The organism is Pantoea sp. LS15 (genome assembly GCF_012241585.1).
Classification (GTDB): domain Bacteria; phylum Pseudomonadota; class Gammaproteobacteria; order Enterobacterales; family Enterobacteriaceae; genus Enterobacter.
Genome location: NZ_JAAVXA010000001.1, coordinates 109101 through 124886, shown reverse-complemented (window position 1 = coordinate 124886; position 15786 = coordinate 109101). Strand labels below are relative to the sequence as shown.

At 53.4% G+C, this 15786-nt stretch carries 14 protein-coding genes; all 14 read right to left on the bottom strand.

All coding sequences use genetic code 11. The annotated features are described in order from the left end of the window. The 14 genes from HED65_RS00585 to HED65_RS00520 all read right to left on the bottom strand — a co-directional run bounded on the left by HED65_RS00585 (position 1) and on the right by HED65_RS00520 (position 15785). Positions 1-1923, bottom strand: coding sequence for a type VI secretion system Vgr family protein (locus tag HED65_RS00585; protein ID WP_114976979.1), 1923 nt, complete (start codon positions 1921-1923; stop codon positions 1-3). A 96-nt stretch (positions 1924-2019) separates the two neighbouring features. After that, the gene (locus HED65_RS00580; RefSeq protein ID WP_114976978.1) at positions 2020-2367 is read right to left on the bottom strand and encodes an immunity protein Tsi6 family protein; all 348 of its coding nucleotides are present in this window, start codon (positions 2365-2367) and stop codon (positions 2020-2022) included. A gap of 41 nt (positions 2368-2408) precedes the next feature. Continuing rightward, on the bottom strand, positions 2409-2870 hold the full coding sequence (locus tag HED65_RS00575; protein ID WP_114976977.1) for a hypothetical protein: 462 nt from the start codon (positions 2868-2870) through the stop codon (positions 2409-2411). Then, positions 2867-3634 (bottom strand): ankyrin repeat domain-containing protein, encoded by a 768-nt coding sequence (locus tag HED65_RS00570; protein ID WP_114976976.1) that lies wholly within the window; start codon positions 3632-3634, stop codon positions 2867-2869. The genes HED65_RS00575 and HED65_RS00570 overlap by 4 nt, the downstream gene beginning before the upstream one ends. A 14-nt stretch (positions 3635-3648) precedes the next feature. Then, positions 3649-4404, bottom strand: a complete 756-nt coding sequence (locus HED65_RS00565) for an ankyrin repeat domain-containing protein (protein ID WP_114976975.1) — start codon at positions 4402-4404, stop codon at positions 3649-3651. A gap of 14 nt (positions 4405-4418) precedes the next feature. Beyond that, positions 4419-5174 (bottom strand): ankyrin repeat domain-containing protein, encoded by a 756-nt coding sequence (locus tag HED65_RS00560; protein WP_114976974.1) that lies wholly within the window; start codon positions 5172-5174, stop codon positions 4419-4421. Between the two features lie 3 nt (positions 5175-5177). Next, on the bottom strand, positions 5178-5939 hold the full coding sequence (locus tag HED65_RS00555; RefSeq protein WP_114976973.1) for an ankyrin repeat domain-containing protein: 762 nt from the start codon (positions 5937-5939) through the stop codon (positions 5178-5180). Beyond that, positions 5936-7354 carry a Tle-like phospholipase domain-containing protein gene (locus tag HED65_RS00550; protein WP_114976972.1) on the bottom strand — a complete coding sequence of 473 codons (1419 nt, stop codon included), beginning with the start codon at positions 7352-7354 and terminating at the stop codon, positions 5936-5938. Before HED65_RS00550 ends, HED65_RS00555 begins: the two co-directional genes overlap by 4 nt. 36 nt (positions 7355-7390) lie before the next feature. After that, on the bottom strand, positions 7391-8824 hold the full coding sequence (locus HED65_RS00545; protein ID WP_114976971.1) for a serine/threonine protein kinase: 1434 nt from the start codon (positions 8822-8824) through the stop codon (positions 7391-7393). A 24-nt stretch (positions 8825-8848) separates the two neighbouring features. After that, complete coding sequence (gene tssH, locus HED65_RS00540) at positions 8849-11464, bottom strand: type VI secretion system ATPase TssH (RefSeq protein ID WP_114976970.1); 2616 nt, start codon at positions 11462-11464, stop codon at positions 8849-8851. A 38-nt stretch (positions 11465-11502) separates the two neighbouring features. Continuing rightward, entirely contained in the window at positions 11503-12546 is a 1044-nt protein-coding gene (tssG, locus tag HED65_RS00535) for a type VI secretion system baseplate subunit TssG (protein ID WP_114976969.1), read from the bottom strand. Further along, positions 12543-14414 (bottom strand): type VI secretion system baseplate subunit TssF, encoded by a 1872-nt coding sequence (tssF, locus tag HED65_RS00530; RefSeq protein WP_114976968.1) that lies wholly within the window; start codon positions 14412-14414, stop codon positions 12543-12545. Before tssF ends, tssG begins: the two co-directional genes overlap by 4 nt. 2 nt (positions 14415-14416) lie before the next feature. Next, positions 14417-14980, bottom strand: coding sequence for a type VI secretion system baseplate subunit TssE (tssE, locus tag HED65_RS00525; RefSeq protein ID WP_114976967.1), 564 nt, complete (start codon positions 14978-14980; stop codon positions 14417-14419). Next, positions 14973-15785 (bottom strand): type VI secretion system accessory protein TagJ, encoded by an 813-nt coding sequence (locus HED65_RS00520; protein WP_114976966.1) that lies wholly within the window; start codon positions 15783-15785, stop codon positions 14973-14975. Before HED65_RS00520 ends, tssE begins: the two co-directional genes overlap by 8 nt. Position 15786 lies beyond the last annotated feature (1 nt).

Here is a 15786-nt window from a genome sequence, read left to right as displayed (position 1 = left end):
TTACTCACCTTTGGTCGTAAATTTCTCCTGCACCGCCGCATCAATATCCCCTTTATGTCCCGCCCCCGGTGCCGTGGTACCTGGATTTGTGCCGGAGGTATTCAGATGCAGCTTACCGCCTGTGGTGATATAACCATCGCCCTCAACAAAGAAGTTAAACTCTTTCCCGATTAGGTTGATTTTGCCGTTAGCATTCAGCTCAATGGCGCTTTCACCAGAGACCAGCCGCAACTTCGTCCCGGAAGCAATGACATACTGCTCTACCGCCGCATCCAGCTTGCCTTTACCCGTCAGGATTTCGGTTCCGCCTTTTACAGCCTGGATTTGGTTTGCTTCCACCCGATGCAATTCATTTTTCTTAACATAATGGCTGCGTTCCCCGCCGACGCTGTGCGTTTCATCGTTTTTAACGCTGGTATCCATATTGCGCTCGGCCTGGATCCACACCTGCTCTGCACCTGCTTTGTCCTCAAAACGCAGGGCGTTGGCGTTGTCGACGGAACCGTCTTTCGTGCGGCTCATAAAGCCCATCTGCGTAGCCGCAGCCGGTAGCGCCCACGGCGGCATGCTCGCGTCGTTATACACACGGCCGGTAATAATCGGACGGTCCGGGTCGCCGTTGATAAAGTCCACCACCACCTCATCACCGACGCGCGGGATCTGCACTCCGCCGTAGCCCTGGCCTGCCCAGGCACTCGACACGCGTACCCAGCAGGAGCTGGTGTCATCGCCCTTCGCCAGACGGTCCCAGTGGAATTTTACCTTCACGCGGCCATATTTATCTGTCCAGATACTTTCTCCCTGCGGTCCCACCACTTTCGCGGTCTGCGGACCGTAGGTACGTGGCCACGCCGTGGACTGCAACGGACGGTAGACCACCGCCGACGGGATGACCGTGAAATCAGTACGGTGAATGGTTTCCCCCTCGCCGCTGGCGTAGCGGTTCTCTTCAAGGTGGTAACCTGCGGCCGTCACCAGATACTCACCGTTATCGCTGAAGAACGGCGCGTTGGTTAACGTGAAGGTGTGGCCTGGTGCAATTCCTGCCGCCGTCGCGGTGGCCTGAATCTGCTGATGCTCCACCTGCCAGCGCTCCTGGCGTATACGGGCATAGAACTCCGCATGCCCAGTTTCCACAAAGCGACCCGGCCAGTCGTAGACGTCGATGCTGCCCGGTTTCGGTGACGCCGGGTTCTGCTGAGCCTGGAACAGCCACGCATTCGGCTTGCGGAAGTCATAGTCATCGAGGCTGTAAATCCCCGGCGTGACGCTGTCCTCCAGCGCCCACTGGCTGATGCCCTCTTCGTCCGTACTGCCACCCGAAGGTGTCTGGTGGTAAGGAATGACCTCATAGCCACTGAACGGCTGATGCTGCGTCGCGGCGTCGGTCAGCACCAGCGTATGTTTGTCCGCTTCGTGATTAAAGTGATACGCAATCCCTTCCAGCTCCATCAGACGGCTGATGAAGTCCAGACTGGACTCCTGATACTGCACGCAGTAATCCCACACCCGGTAGCTGCCGGTGAGTTTATCCTCAACGTTGACCTGATGCTCACCCAGTAGGGTTTTCACAATCTGTGGCACCGTCTGGCCCTGGAAGATTCGCAGGTTACGGTCACGTTTCATCGGCCACAAATCTGGCTCTACCGTCAACTGATAGACCGCATAGCGGGTGCCCGTCAGTTCAACGGCGCTAACCCCCACACGTGTGACTTTGCCGTTGATGTAGCGGGAAGTGAGCAGATTCTGCGTCGGAATGGTGACCGTGACCGGCTGCCCCAGCAGTTTACTGCGGTCAATGCGCGCATCCTTGCCGAGCAGCGTCAGCGTCAGCGCGAACGATTCGGACATCGCCTCGCGGCCCGTCAGTTTCCAGAAAAGAAGCCCCTCCACCGGGAGCTGAACGGTAATTCGGTTGAGCATAATCTTTATTCCGTAATGTTTTATGCCAAATGAATGTATTAACAAAGACGAGATTTCTGACAAGATGTTTTGAGATATGTACAAGTCATCATCTGCTTAATTTCGATACCGCCTTTGCCTTTTTAGATATTCATTGTCTTGCTCATGAGGAAGAATCACCTTTACCCCTCGAGCCATCTGCGAAGCGATGTAGTTTACATTTGAAAGATGCCTGGCAAGTTCTTCATCGGTAGTTTCAAATTCTTTTGAAGCCATAGCACCAAGATTTAACGCGTGGAGTTTGCTTTTATCTTTTTCCTTTCCTGTCAGAACATTCCTGACATAAATCAATTGATTTTCAGCCGCTGTATACAAAGAAAAATCAGGATGGGTAGACAGTCGTCCTTGAATAACGCCGAGTGCATTTTCAATATAATCCATCGCCGTGCAGGTTTGTTTATCCATGTATCTCATTTAAACTCCAAACTTGGTAGATACTATTTTGTTTAGACCCTGTCACCAGTACCACATCTTTTCATTACAAATATGAGCGAACCAATTTTCACTATTTCAGAAAAAACAAACAGCGTAATATTGAGAGGGATAACACTCATTCCCAGACCGACTATAATCATTGGGAACAAGGTCACCGAACAACTCATGGTGAGCAGGCGCAGTACTTCCTGCGCCAGAGCAAACCGGACGGCATATCGGTGCGTTGTGAAAAAAAACCAGGCAGAGAAGCATAATGAAACCGGCCACAGAAGGTAAACGAGGTAAAAAAGCCCCGCCAATAAACCGTTTACCCCTCCTGCTATCAGCATAAAAATAATGACACCAAAGTTCCCGCCAGTAGAACCCCACCATGACTGAAGCAAGTGGTATGGGCCAATTGAATAAAACACAATACCAATGACATCCATAATGCCCCAGAAATAGAATATTTTATTTTTCGCGGTTATATTCACTCAATCCCTCTTTTGACCGGCTCTGGTGGCCACTTACCACCATGTCGAATAAGTGATTCTTTAATAGCAATAAGATCTTTATACTCGTCGCTGTCTTTTTTAGCCCTATCCAGATAACGTTGAAGTTGATTACCCACCGTCCAGCCATTCTTGGCTTTGATTTCAGTATCAGCACCACGATTCAATAGTAGCATGACGTGCTCATAAGCATGGTAATTTAAAGCTTCAAACAATAATGAGCTATTAAGTGAGTCGGTGACGTTAATGTCAGCCCCCCGATCTAACATAACAACAAGAGTGTCAGTATTTTGAGCTTTGATGGTTTCAAATATTATGGGTTCATGAAATGTCTTGTCTTCAGCAACGGGTGATAATCCACCATCCAGCATCGCCTTTATCCAGTCACCACTGTCCGCCATGAGAACAAATTCTGCCGGGCTACTTTTTCCATCAGGCCTTGGTTGAAGCGGGTCGGCACCAGCCCTGATCAGTTCCGTGACAATCTGTAGGCGCGGTTGCGTTTTCTTATCATAGAGCGTATTCATCAGCGCCCAAACGAGCAGTGTCATATCACGCTGACCAGGCTTGTTAAGATCGGTTCCCGTTAGGTGTTTTTTAACTTCATCTATCTTGCCGCTCTCAATAGCCTGAGCCAGAACCAGTTGCTGGCCGCTGAAGTAGTCTTGTGGATTTTGATCTGTATTCTGTCTACATCCCTGTAACAGAAGGATGAAAATCAGTATTAGACGAGTGGTGAGATTCATGTTCTTTATGTTGCCTATTTAACCGGTGCAGGCGGCCACTTCCCGCCATGCGCAACGACAGCATCTTTTATTTTTATTAACATCTTATATTCATCACTATCTTTTTCTTCCACATTAAGCAGTCTCTGCAATTGATTTACCATCGTCCATCCATTATCGGCCCTAATCTCAGGGTCAGCACCACGCTCTAATAAAAGGAAAACGTGATCATACGCATGATAATTCAAGGCTTCAAATAGCAGCGTACAGCCTAACGAGTTAACTGTGTTTATATCTGCACCATAGTCCAACATTACTTTTAACGTTTCAGTATTTTTAGCCTTTATTGACTGGAAAACGATTGGCTTGTCAAATGTTTTATCCCTTGCATTAGGCGACAATCCACCATCAAGCAGCGCTTTAATCCATACACCGCTATCGGCTCTGAGGACGAACTCTGCAGGACTACTTTTACCTTTAGAACGTGGCTGGAGTGGATCCGCTCCACTCTTTACCAGATCAGTTATTATTTTTAATTTCGAGACAGAATTTCGATCGTTTATTGAGCATCCAACAGCCCAGAACAGCAGAGTCATATCATGTTGCCCTGGTTTGTTGAGCTCGGTTTTTGGGGCAAGTTTGTTAACTTCTTCGAACTTGCCACTTTCAATAGCGTGAGCCATAACTAGTTGCTGGCCACCGAAGTAGTCTTGCGGATTTTGATTTGTGTTCTGTCTACATCCCTGAAACAAAACGATAAAAATCAGCATCAGACGAACAGCGAGATGCATATGCTATACATATCCTATTTAACTGGAGTCGGTGGCCATTTCCCGCCATGTTGAATAAGCGCCTCTTTAATTTCGTTGAGCTTCTTGTACAACTCGCTCCCCTCTTTCGCTCTATCCAGTTCGAGCTGCAATTGATTTCCCATCGACCAGCCACTTTCAGCTTTTATCTCAGGGTTTGCTCCACGCTGCAGCAAAAGAAGTACATGATCATAGGCTCCGTAATCAAGGGCATCAATCAACAGCGTTTCTCCTAATGAATCAGCAACATCAATATTGCTTCCTTTATCAAGCATCACTTCCAACGTTCTGGTATTTTTGGCTTTAATGGTTTCGAAGATAATGGGTTCATCAAATATTTTATCTTTCGCATTCGGGGATAACCCACCATCCAGCATTGCCTTTATCCACTCCCCACTGTCCGCCATAAGAACAAATTCTGCCGGGCTACTTTTTCCATTAGGCCTTGGTTGAAGCGGGTCGGCTCCAGCCCTTATCAGCTCCGTGACAATCTGTAGGCGCGGTTGCGTTTTCTTATCATAGAGCGTATTCATCAGCGCCCAAAAAAGCAGCGTCATATCACGCTGACCAGGCTTGTTGAGATCGGTTCCCGTTAGACGTTTTTTAACTTCATCTATCTTGCCGCTTTCAATAGCCTGAGCCAGAACAAGTTGCTGGCCGCTGAAGTAGTCTTGTGGGTTTTGATCTGAATTCTGTCTACATCCCTGTAACAGAACGATGAAAATCAGCATCAGGCGAGCAGTGAAATGCATATGCTATCTAACCGGAGCCGGCGGCCATTTCCCGCCATGTTGAATAAGAGCCTCTTTAATTTCGTTAAGTTTTTTATATTCGTCGCTGCCTTCCTTCGCCCTGCTCAGGAAACGCTGCAATTGATTACCCATCGTCCATCCATTATCTGCTTTGATTTCAGGGTCAGCTCCACGTTCAAGTAAAAGAAGAACATGATCATACGAGTGGAAATCCAGGGCATCAATAAGTAACGTATTTCCTAAAGAATCGGTGACATTTATATCGGCACCTTTATCAAGCATAGCCTGCAACGTCTCAGTATTTTTGGCTTCAAGAGTTTGGAAAATTATCGGTTTGTCGAAGGTTTTATCAACTGCATTAGGCGATAACCCTGCATCCAACATCGCCTTGATCCAGTCTGCACTATCTGCCATTAAAACGAACTCAGCTGGACTATTTTTTCCTTGTGGTCTCGGTTGCAGAGGATCTGCACCCGCTTTAATCAGACTGGTGATAATGCTTAACTGCTTCGGTGTTTTTTTATTATTTATCGAATTCATTACAGCCCAAAATAACAATGTCATATCTTCTTTACCGGGCTTATTTAAATCCACCTCTGAAGCTAATTTAATAACCCCATCAACTTCACCATTCTGGATTGCACGAGCTAATGTGAGCTGTTGTCCGCTAAAATAATTATCTGGTTTTAAATCCATATTTTGTTTACACCCCTGAACCATTAAAATCAAACAAAGCATTATCCAGCCCGATAAGAATGATTTCATACTCGACTCCTGATAATTGAAATGTCTTCATCCTTTTGCTGTTCAATGCAATCTATTGCCTGACCAATCCCATGGCGATCCAACGGACCTCCTGTCCCACCGGGAAGATCGTGTACGACACCGGCAGCATTGGGCATAATGGCAGAGATTTCTTCTTTGGCTATAAGTGTTGGTATGTGACCTTTCAACATTTTATAGTCTTCCGCAAGATTAACTTCCTGTACTTTTGTCAGCAGTTCGCCTTCAACGCGATAAGCCTGAATATTATCCGACTCACCCAGCAAGCTTCCGCCATATTTTTCAACAGTGCTTGAATGCAAACCAGCTGCATTAAATGTCCATCCCGCTTGACCGCTTGCAATAGAGGTAGCAGAAGCCAACCCACCTCCCAGAGAGTGGCCTGCGATATCAATTTTGGATACCGACTTAGCTAGACGTGATCCCAAACGTACTGCCCGCTTATAATAATCCGACTCCATACCTAAACCCTGCGCACCATTGTTTATCCAGTCAGACATGTTCTTCGTGGGAAAAAACTCAGGTTGCCTTGATCCTCTGAACACTAATGTTGGGTTCATGTCACTGCCAAAAACCGCAGAATCAGGTTGATAAACTCGCGCCAGGAAATCAGGCGTATCAGCATGATCAAAAAGAACTTCCTTTTCCAGACCATATTTCTTCAACGCATTTGCATCATTACTAATATCCTTCCACCCCTCAGGCACCCCAGGCGTGGTTTCCAGCGGGTTCACGGTCTTATATACATTCTCCGCGAGTTTCGCTTTTTCTACCGCGATATTATTCGCCGCCAGGCGTTTAGCCGCAATCTGCGCGTCGGGATACACGCTATTGCTTCCCTTCGCAATCAGATCCTTACGTGCCTGCCAACGCTCTGCCTTGGTCATCTCCTGCAGTTGCGCCGCGTAGGTTTTACCGTCTTTGCCCGGTGTCGGCTTATCCGGCATCTGTGCCGTTTTGGATTTCACAACCTGCTTCGGCAGCACTGTTGGCGCAGGGCGAGAACCATAGGTTCGCACCATCGTTTCGTAACGATCGACAATAGTGCTTACCGGGTACCAGCCCAGACCGTTCAACGAGGCGGCCTGCAGACGGCCATCAGAATTGATATAAAACATCTCCGTCACCGACGACCAGTTGCGATAGCTTTCGTCGATAGCAACGACCCTGCCCATATCGAGATCCTGCACAATCAGCTTACGGGTATCACGCCCTGACTGATAAGGATTCGCGCCAGTGATGGCGTGCAGCAAATCGTAGCGTGTGAACAGGGAGCGCAGCGAATTGTCAGGAACCGACATAATCCACTGCCCGGCAACGGACGGGCGGATAATTTTCGCAAAAAGCGCTGGCGAGACATTCTCGTTGAAAAGATAGACAAACTTAATGTTATACATTCGCTCCGTCCTGTTACCTGTCCCTGTCTACCTTACTTATGGATTCACCAGCCAGGTGCCAGGCTTCGCAATATCCAGCGTCTGGGTACGGGTTCTTCCATTCCCTTCCAGTTCAATTCTGATCTCACCCGCCGGCAATTTCAGCGATGCATAGCCGTTAGTCGCCGGACGCAGCGCTTTTGTCTCGCCGTTCACTTTCAACGTCTCGCCATCAAGAATGCGAATGTAAACCAGAGCTATCGGGCTGGCTTCAACTGGTGGCGGGCTCGGTTGCGCGGTCTCAGGCGTTGCCGCTGGCTCGCTCACCTTCTCGGTTTCCGGTTTTACGTCTGGCGCGTTAGATGCGGTTTCCGTCGGGCGAGACGCTTCCGGTGCTTGCGCAGCCTGCTCCGGCGCATCATGGCCGCCACTAAACAGCATCGCTCCGGCGACAACACCCACCAGCACACCTGCGGCAACCATCCCAGGGATCTTGTAGCGACGCCAGTCGAGTACAGAAGCCGGTTTTTCCTCTTCCACCGGAACCAGCATCGTGCCAGGTTTTTTCGCCGTCAGTACGTCGTTGATACCGGCGACCGGCATCTCAATCAGCGCGGCGAACTCGTCGATTGACTGCGGACGGTCTTCCATGTGCAGCGACAGCGCGCGGTCAATGGCCTGCAGCAGTGGAATGGAATAGCCCTGCGGCATCAACTCGACCAGCGGTTTGCAGGTGTCCTGGATCGAACGCACCACGCTGACTGGCGGCGGTGATCCCACGATTAGCGTACGCAACACCGCGCCGAGGGCATAAATATCTGTCCACGGGCCCTGCTCGCTTTCGTTGTCGTCGGTGTACTGCTCAATCGGCGCAAAACCCGGGCGCAACATGGTTTCCGTTTCGTCAGAAAGGTTACCAATAGTGCGACGTGCGGAGCCGAAATCGAGCAGTACCGGCAGACCGTTCTCCTGAATTTGAATGTTATCCAGGGAGATGTCGCGGTGCAGATAGCCCTCGTCATGGATGGTCTTAATCGCGCCAAACAGCATCGGCAGCGTACGACGGATCCAGGCCTCGTTAATCAGCTCCGGCTTTTCTTCACGCAGGCGAGAAAGCGTGGTACCGCTGTAAAACAGCGTCCCCATATAGGCTGTGTCGTTTTGTACCCAGAAACGCAGGACGTGCAGCAGGTTCGGGTGGTTAAAACGCGCCAGCAGACGGGCTTCCTGAATAAAGCTGTTCAGGCCTGCGGAAAAGGCTTTGCCAAAGCGCTCACTGCGCAGCACGAGGGTCATGTCGTCGCCACGCACGGCGAGCGAAGAAGGCATAAATTCTTTGATAGCGATAGTGCGTTCGAGCTGGTGATCCCACGCGCGATAGACGATGCCGAATCCACCGCCGCCGATCACCTCTTTGATTTCAAACTCGTTGAAGCGATACCCGACCGGGAGCGCGTTTGGAACAGTCCGATTGTTATCATTATCCGTCATCTTTTACAGTTCTCTTGATGATTATTACGCGGCAAACTGACAGTGAAACTCGCCCTGCTCGCAGGTGACATGCAGACGTCGGTACTGCTCGTCGCTGCGGCTGGCGGTAAGTAAGATCTGGCTCATCTGAGGCAGCAGGGTATTGGTCAGGATAGCGTCCACCATGCGACCACCAGACTCCACCTCGGTACAGCGCTGAACAATTTGTTCCACCACGCTGTCGTCAAACTCAGAAATAATGCTGTGATTCTCTTCCAGACGACGCTGAATGCGCTTGAGCTGCAGGCGAACAATCAACCCCAGCATCTCGTCGCTGAGCGGGTAGTACGGCACCACCAGCAGGCGGCCCAGCAGCGCTGGCGGGAATACTTCCAGCAGTGGCTGGCGAAGCGCGCCGCTCAGGGCGTCTGGCTCCGGCATCAGATCCGGATCGGCACACATGGCGCTGATCAGATCGGTGCCAACGTTAGACGTCAGAATAATTATGGTGTTACGGAAATCAATGTGGCGCCCCTCGCCATCTTCCATCCAGCCTTTGTCGAAGACCTGGAAGAAGATCTCGTGTACGTCCGGGTGCGCTTTTTCAATTTCATCCAGCAACACCACACTGTACGGGCGGCGGCGTACGGCCTCGGTTAACACTCCGCCTTCACCATACCCTACGTATCCCGGAGGCGCACCTTTTAAGGTGGAAACGGTGTGCGCTTCCTGAAACTCACTCATATTAATGGTAATAACATTCTGCTCGCCGCCATACAGCGATTCCGCAAGCGCCAGTGCGGTTTCGGTTTTACCTACGCCAGACGGGCCACAAAGCATAAAGACACCGACCGGTTTGTTCGGGTCATCGAGTTTCGCCCGTGAGGTTTTGACGCGGCGGGCAATGAGATCCAGACCATGACGCTGGCCAATAACGCGCTGGTTGAGCGTGTCGGCGAGGTTCAGCACCGCGTCGATCTCGTTTTTCACCATCCGGCCCAGCGGGATGCCTGTCCAGTCGGAGACCACTGCAGCGACCACGTTCTCATCCACCGCCGCGAACAGCAGCGGTTCATCACCCTGCAAGGCATTCAGCGCATTCTGCTGTTCCACCAGTTGGCGGCGAAGCTCAACGGTATCGTCGTCGCCCGCTGCAAACAGCGCGGCACGCAGGCGGATAATCTCCTGCACCAGGTTACGTTCCTCTTCCCAACGCTGGGTCAGGGTTTCGCGTTTTGTTTCATACGCGTCGCGATCTGCAAGTAATGCCGTGACGCGATCGACGTCACCGGCCCCCACGCGGGCTTCGCGCTCCGCTATCTCAATTTCCACGTCCAGCGCGGCAAGATGGCGCAGGCAGTCTTCCAGCTGCGCAGGTGGCGCGCTCTGGCTGACCGCGACGCGGGCACAGGCGGTATCAAGCAATGCAACAGCTTTGTCCGGTAGCTGACGCGCCGGAATGTAGCGATGCGACAGCTTCACCGCCGCGCTGACCGCTTCGTCCAGCAACAGGACCTGGTGATGGGTCTCCAGCGGCGAAACGGTACTACGCAGCATCAGAATGGCTTTGGCTTCATCCGGCTCGTGAACCTGAACTGTCTGGAAACGCCGGGTCAGCGCCGGATCTTTCTCAATGTATTTTTTGTACTCTGCCCAGGTCGTGGCCCCAATGGTACGCAGTTGCCCGCGAGCCAGGGCAGGCTTCAGCAGGTTTGCCGCATCACCGGTCCCCTGCTGGCCACCTGCACCAATCAGAGTGTGGATCTCATCAATGAACAGAATGATCGGTGTAGCGCTGGACTGCACTTCATTGATTAATGCCTGCAGACGTGCTTCGAACTCGCCTTTCATGCCTGCGCCAGCCTGCAGCATGCCGATATCCAGCAGCCAGAGTTGAATATTTTGCAACGGTTCCGGCACGTCGCCGTCGGCGATACGCAACGCCAGTCCTTCCACTACCGCCGTTTTCCCGACCCCGGCTTCTCCGGTCAGCAGCGGGTTGTTCTGGCGGCGGCGCATCAGAATGTCGACCATCTGGCGGATCTCTTCATCACGCCCGACCACCGGGTCAATTTTCCCTTCACGGGCACGCGCAGTCAGGTCCTGACCATACTGAGCCAGCGTGCCCTGTGCAGCCGGTACTGCACCTGCTGGCACATCCGCTGCGGCAGCAGCCTGCTGCGTCTCTTTGCTGTTGGCGCAAATAGCGTCGAACTGCTCAATCAGCACCTCGACATTCAGACGAGTAAACTGCGCAGAGATGCTTTTCAGCACGTTAGCCAGATTCCAGGTTTTCAGTATGCCGATCAGCAAATGCCCGCCACGAATACGGCTGACGCCAAACTTCAGCGAACCGAACACCCAGGCACGTTCCACAGCGCTGTCAATATGTTCAGAGAGATCGGAAACGGAACTCGCGCCGCGCGGAAGTGCGTCCAGCGCGGCCACGATATCACGCGTCAGTTGCTGTTCGTCGAGACCAAAGTGGCGGATGACCTGCTGCAGATCACCGTCCTGCTGCTGCATCAACTGATGCAGCCAGTGCACCAGCTCAACATAGGGGTTGCCGCGCAGCTTGCAGAACGCAGTGGCGCTTTCCAGAGAGGTAAATAACAGCGTATCCAGTTTGCCGAAAAGCACGGCACGGCTAATTTCTGACATGTTAGTTTCCATTAACAATAATTCGGTATACGGAAGGATTACCGCTCTGCGCGATACACCAGGTCGCCACGCGGGACAGGCTGCGGCTGAAGCCCAAGCCAGGTGTTATAGCCTAATCGCCCGGCGCTGCCGAGCGTGGTGCCCTTTACCGCGTCTTCACGCAGGATCACCCGTGTTTCCCATTCAAACTCCACCCCAAGATACTGGCGCACCCAGTCACGCAGCTCGGTGACCCACGCTTCGCCCGGCAGAAAACGGTTGTACTCCTCCGCGCTCAGCGGGCCAATGTCGATGCGAAACTTGTGCTGCACGTCGCGGACGGCGACACCAAGAAACGCAGATTCGCCCATACGTGGCAAACGACGTCCTTCGCCTAACTGTGCCTGCTCACGCGGTGAAAGCGGCATCCACTGCGGCACGTTGCTTACCAGTTTGACCGGCGCTTTAAAATAGTTGCGCAGGATCTTCTCCAGCCCCTCGGGATCCCGCCCGTGACGGGTCAGGTGCCCGGCGTGGGTAAAGCGTGCATGCGAGCTCAGGCTGCCTTTTTCCATTTGGCCCGGCTGCCCCATGCCAATCAGCGACGCCAGATACCCCTCAAAGCGCTTGTTATCGGCACGGTCCAGAGAGACCGCAGGCTGCGCATCCGCCCACGCGCGATAAAACAGCAGCGTCAGACGATGATGGAACAGATCGGCAAACGCACTCAGGCTGGTGTCCTGATGATGATGAATACGCTCGCGGGCGTACTCGGTCATGTGTACCGGCAGCGGGCCATTAGGGCCAAACAGACCGAAGCTGAGGATAGACACCTCATGCAGCCCGCTTTCCTCCCGCAGACCGACTTGTGCCACCGTCGACGGCGCAAAACTCATCGACGGCTGCTGACCGATGCGTAACGGCTCAAACTTTGGCAGTGGCGCGCGTCCCAGCGGGTAGCGCTCGCCGCCCTGAGCATCAATACGCCTTAAGAGCTGGAACAGATCGTAGCGCCACGGGGTCTCGCGAACGCCATGCCAGAACGTATCCGACAGCGGCGTCAGACGCTGGACACGCAGCGGTGCGACAGCAACATCACTCATAGCAGCGCCCTTTTACCCATCCGCGGCGCCCAGTAGCCGATCTCGCCGCGCTGCTGACTTTGCAGGGTGAACTCAGTGAAGCTGTTGATCGACACCAGCCGGGCAAACAGGCGCTCCAGCACGCTGCCAAAAAGCCAGGGGCTGGCACCGGAAAACGCCCGCTCATCCACCGTCAGGGTAATACCGATCCCACGGGCGAAAACGACCGGACCGGGTTCAGGAACACGACGGTGAACGGGTTCCAGCACGCAGTGACGAACCCCTTCGACCTGACGCGCAACGGGCGTTTCTGCCAGGTTGGCATACAGCCCTAACAGCTGACGCAGCGCAGCCGCGCCCTCTTCATTTTCGCTGTCCATCAGGCTGAGGTAGTTCATCTGCAACTGACTGATAAGCCGCCAGGTACTGAACCCTTCGGCCAGTGCCGGACGCGGTGGCGTTGGGCCTTTACGCAAGGTCAGGGATTTCACCGGCATGGAGTCGGCCATAATGAACTGCCCGAGCTCCTGCTGCAGCATCAGCGGCAGATCACGGCTGGTGCACAACACCTCGGCAGAGATGTAGCGCAGGTTTTCCTGCCAGGGTGCATGCTGTTCATCCACCAGCGAAACAAAGACCTCCGAGCCGATATAACCGGTACGAGTGCCGTACCGCAGAGCATGTTCTGAGAGCACGCGCTGTTCCCGGCGCTGAGAAAAATAGGCACCGTAATTGCCTGCATCGCCGCTCCAGGTGCTCCAGAAGGGACGAAACGTCTGGTCGTCACGCTGGCCATCGACACTGCCGAAGATTTTTTTCACCGCGTAAATTTCATAATCCAGCGGACGAATGTTATCCACCACCAGATGGTATTCATGCTGACCGTCGTTGAGCTTTTGCCGCGCCGCCACTTTCGGGAACAGGTTGATCACCGGCGTACAGTGCAACGCCAGATGACTGGCATCAACGACGCGCTCCAGTTGCTCATCCGACTTATCCAGCAGAATGAAAATATCGAAGGCTTTTTCGTCTTCGCAGCGCTGAATAAGCCTGCTCAGACCGCTCAGGCTGATGAAGCGGAAACGTGCCGGAAAAGCAAAATACTCCTGCAACAGGCGATAACCGTCAAAGTTACGCAGATCGTCCGGGAGCAGCGCCTGATCCGGTTCAAAGCCCTCCTGACGCAAAGCATCAGACGCCAGCACTTGTTGCTGCGGCTGCGGGCTGACCGTCTGGCAGACGATCCCGGCGTGGTGCTCCATCACCAGCTCCAGCAGCTTCAGCGCTTCAATGTCAGGACCGCCGAGGAAAAATTCCAGACGGTCGAATTCCAGGTGGCCGAGGTTTTGCGGGCCGTCGCAGGCGATGCGGATCCGCAAAGCGCTGTTGATCCCCCGTTGGCTCAGGCCCAGTTGCGCCAGTGGCAGGTCAGCAGGCACCCCGCCCAGTTCGACTTTCTCGATTTTCAGTGGCAGCAGGTTGACCTCGTGCGCAGTGGTATAGCTGCAGGTCACGCCGGTTTTTTTCAGTGCCAGGCTGTCCATCATAGTGCCGCGCGGCACGATAAAGCCTTTGCTCAGATCACCCCGGCTACTGTCTGGCTGGATTTCAGCAATCGCCATTGAGGGGGTCGGGGCGAGATAGTTCGGCGCAATCATCTCCAGCAGGCGCTGAGAGAAACGCGGAAACTCCGCATCCATTTTCATCTGCACGCGGGACGTCAGGAAGGCAAAGCCCTCCATCAGACGTTCGGTATACGGGTCCGCAACCTCGATGCCACGCATGCCCAGTCGTCCGGCGACTTTAGGGTAGCGTTCTGCAAATTCGGCCCCCATTTCACGCAGGTAGGCCAGTTCACGGTTGTAGTATTCGAGCAGTTTACTTTCCATGATTACCCCGCATCTTTCAGTTCAAAATGGCCGTTTTCCAGATCGACATCGGTGCGAAACAGAAACTCCAGCGGGTATGGCACACACCACAAACGCCCTTTGATTTCGATGGACAGCACATTGTGCAGATCCAGCGAGGAGGTATCCGATACGCAGCGAACCTGCAGCCCTTGCGGCAAAATACGCGGTTCAAAATTGATGATGGCCTCAGTGAGCTTGCGCTGAATGTCATGCCATTCGATATCCGACATTCGCTTCCCGGCCAGCGGCGCAACACCAAAGTTGATCACCGAGCGGTTGACGTGTGGCAACGCACTCAAATCACCGGACGCATCATGGTTAATAGTGTTAAACAGCCATTGCAGATCCCGCAGGACACTGCGACGCAGCGCAGCGTGGGTGATCAGATTGCTGTTGGCCGACTCGCGTTTTTTTTCCGGGTCGTTATCGGTGAGGCGATCCAGCAGTGAGGGCTGCATTTTATCGCGCGCCCCCATCTTCTCCTGCTTGCTACGGGCTTGCCAGCCGCTGCGCAGCAGATCGCCCTCACCCGCAGGATTACTCATGGGCTCCATCCGTTGCAAACGTCACAAGGTTCAGCGACAGTAGCGGGCTTTCGCTTTGCTCGCTCAGCCAGGACTTCTGTCCCATCCCGATATAGAGCGTGCCATCTTTGTCGAGCGGTAACCATTCGGTGGTTCGCCCCAGCTTGATGGCATCAGAGGCATCGGCCGTGAAAGGATATCGCGCCGGGATCTGGCACACCTGTTCCGTACCGTCGGTCAGACGCACCAGCGCATGACGCCAGACGAGATCGGTGACGCTGGCCGGGGCCTGGAAGCGGATTTCTGCGATAGCGCTAAACGGCAGCCAGAAATAGCGACCGTTCATAATGGTTTCACACACCGGACCGAGACGGGCATCACCATCCATCAGCCAGTCAAACGTCTGTGTTTCCTCGTTTTCGAAGGTGATTTGTCCCGGGTTTGCCTGTGCCTGCTCAAGGGCGTCCAGACGCAGTACGGCTGCTTGTTCGCCTTCTTCGCTCAGCGCCGCAGCAAGCGTGGTCAGCCACGGCCACTGGGTTTCAGGCATGGCCGGACGCGCTTGTCCCGCCATTACCTGCGCACGTTGCAACTCGCCCTGGATTGACTGCTCCAGCAGCGTAACTGTTGGCTTTGCCTGAGGTTTCAGCGCCAGCCAGCTTTTCAGTTGGGTCAGCGCACGCGTCCAGTTGCCGCTGAGGGTTAAAAACTGCACGAACGCGGCGCGGAGATCGGCATCTGCTGGACGGGCTTTGATCTCTGCTTCAAGACGCGCCAGCGCATCGTTGAGCGACTCACCCGCCAGGTGTTGATAGAGCGTATTCATA

Bases quoted from the DNA above. Each gene is read 5' to 3' on its own strand.
- tssH (WP_114976970.1), bottom strand. From the start codon at position 11,464: ATGTCAGAAATTAGCCGTGCCGTGCTTTTCGGCAAACTGGATACGCTG.
- HED65_RS00555 (WP_114976973.1), bottom strand. From the start codon at position 5,939: ATGAAATCATTCTTATCGGGCTGGATAATGCTTTGTTTGATTTTAATG.
- HED65_RS00580 (WP_114976978.1), bottom strand. From the start codon at position 2,367: ATGGATAAACAAACCTGCACGGCGATGGATTATATTGAAAATGCACTC.
- HED65_RS00585 (WP_114976979.1), bottom strand. From the start codon at position 1,923: ATGCTCAACCGAATTACCGTTCAGCTCCCGGTGGAGGGGCTTCTTTTC.
- tssE (WP_114976967.1), bottom strand. From the start codon at position 14,980: ATGAGTAATCCTGCGGGTGAGGGCGATCTGCTGCGCAGCGGCTGGCAA.
- HED65_RS00545 (WP_114976971.1), bottom strand. From the start codon at position 8,824: ATGACGGATAATGATAACAATCGGACTGTTCCAAACGCGCTCCCGGTC.
- HED65_RS00550 (WP_114976972.1), bottom strand. From the start codon at position 7,354: ATGTATAACATTAAGTTTGTCTATCTTTTCAACGAGAATGTCTCGCCA.
- HED65_RS00565 (WP_114976975.1), bottom strand. From the start codon at position 4,404: ATGCATCTCGCTGTTCGTCTGATGCTGATTTTTATCGTTTTGTTTCAG.
- tssG (WP_114976969.1), bottom strand. From the start codon at position 12,546: ATGAGTGATGTTGCTGTCGCACCGCTGCGTGTCCAGCGTCTGACGCCG.
- tssF (WP_114976968.1), bottom strand. From the start codon at position 14,414: ATGGAAAGTAAACTGCTCGAATACTACAACCGTGAACTGGCCTACCTG.
- HED65_RS00560 (WP_114976974.1), bottom strand. From the start codon at position 5,174: ATGCATTTCACTGCTCGCCTGATGCTGATTTTCATCGTTCTGTTACAG.
- HED65_RS00570 (WP_114976976.1), bottom strand. From the start codon at position 3,634: ATGAATCTCACCACTCGTCTAATACTGATTTTCATCCTTCTGTTACAG.
- HED65_RS00520 (WP_114976966.1), bottom strand. From the start codon at position 15,785: ATGAATACGCTCTATCAACACCTGGCGGGTGAGTCGCTCAACGATGCG.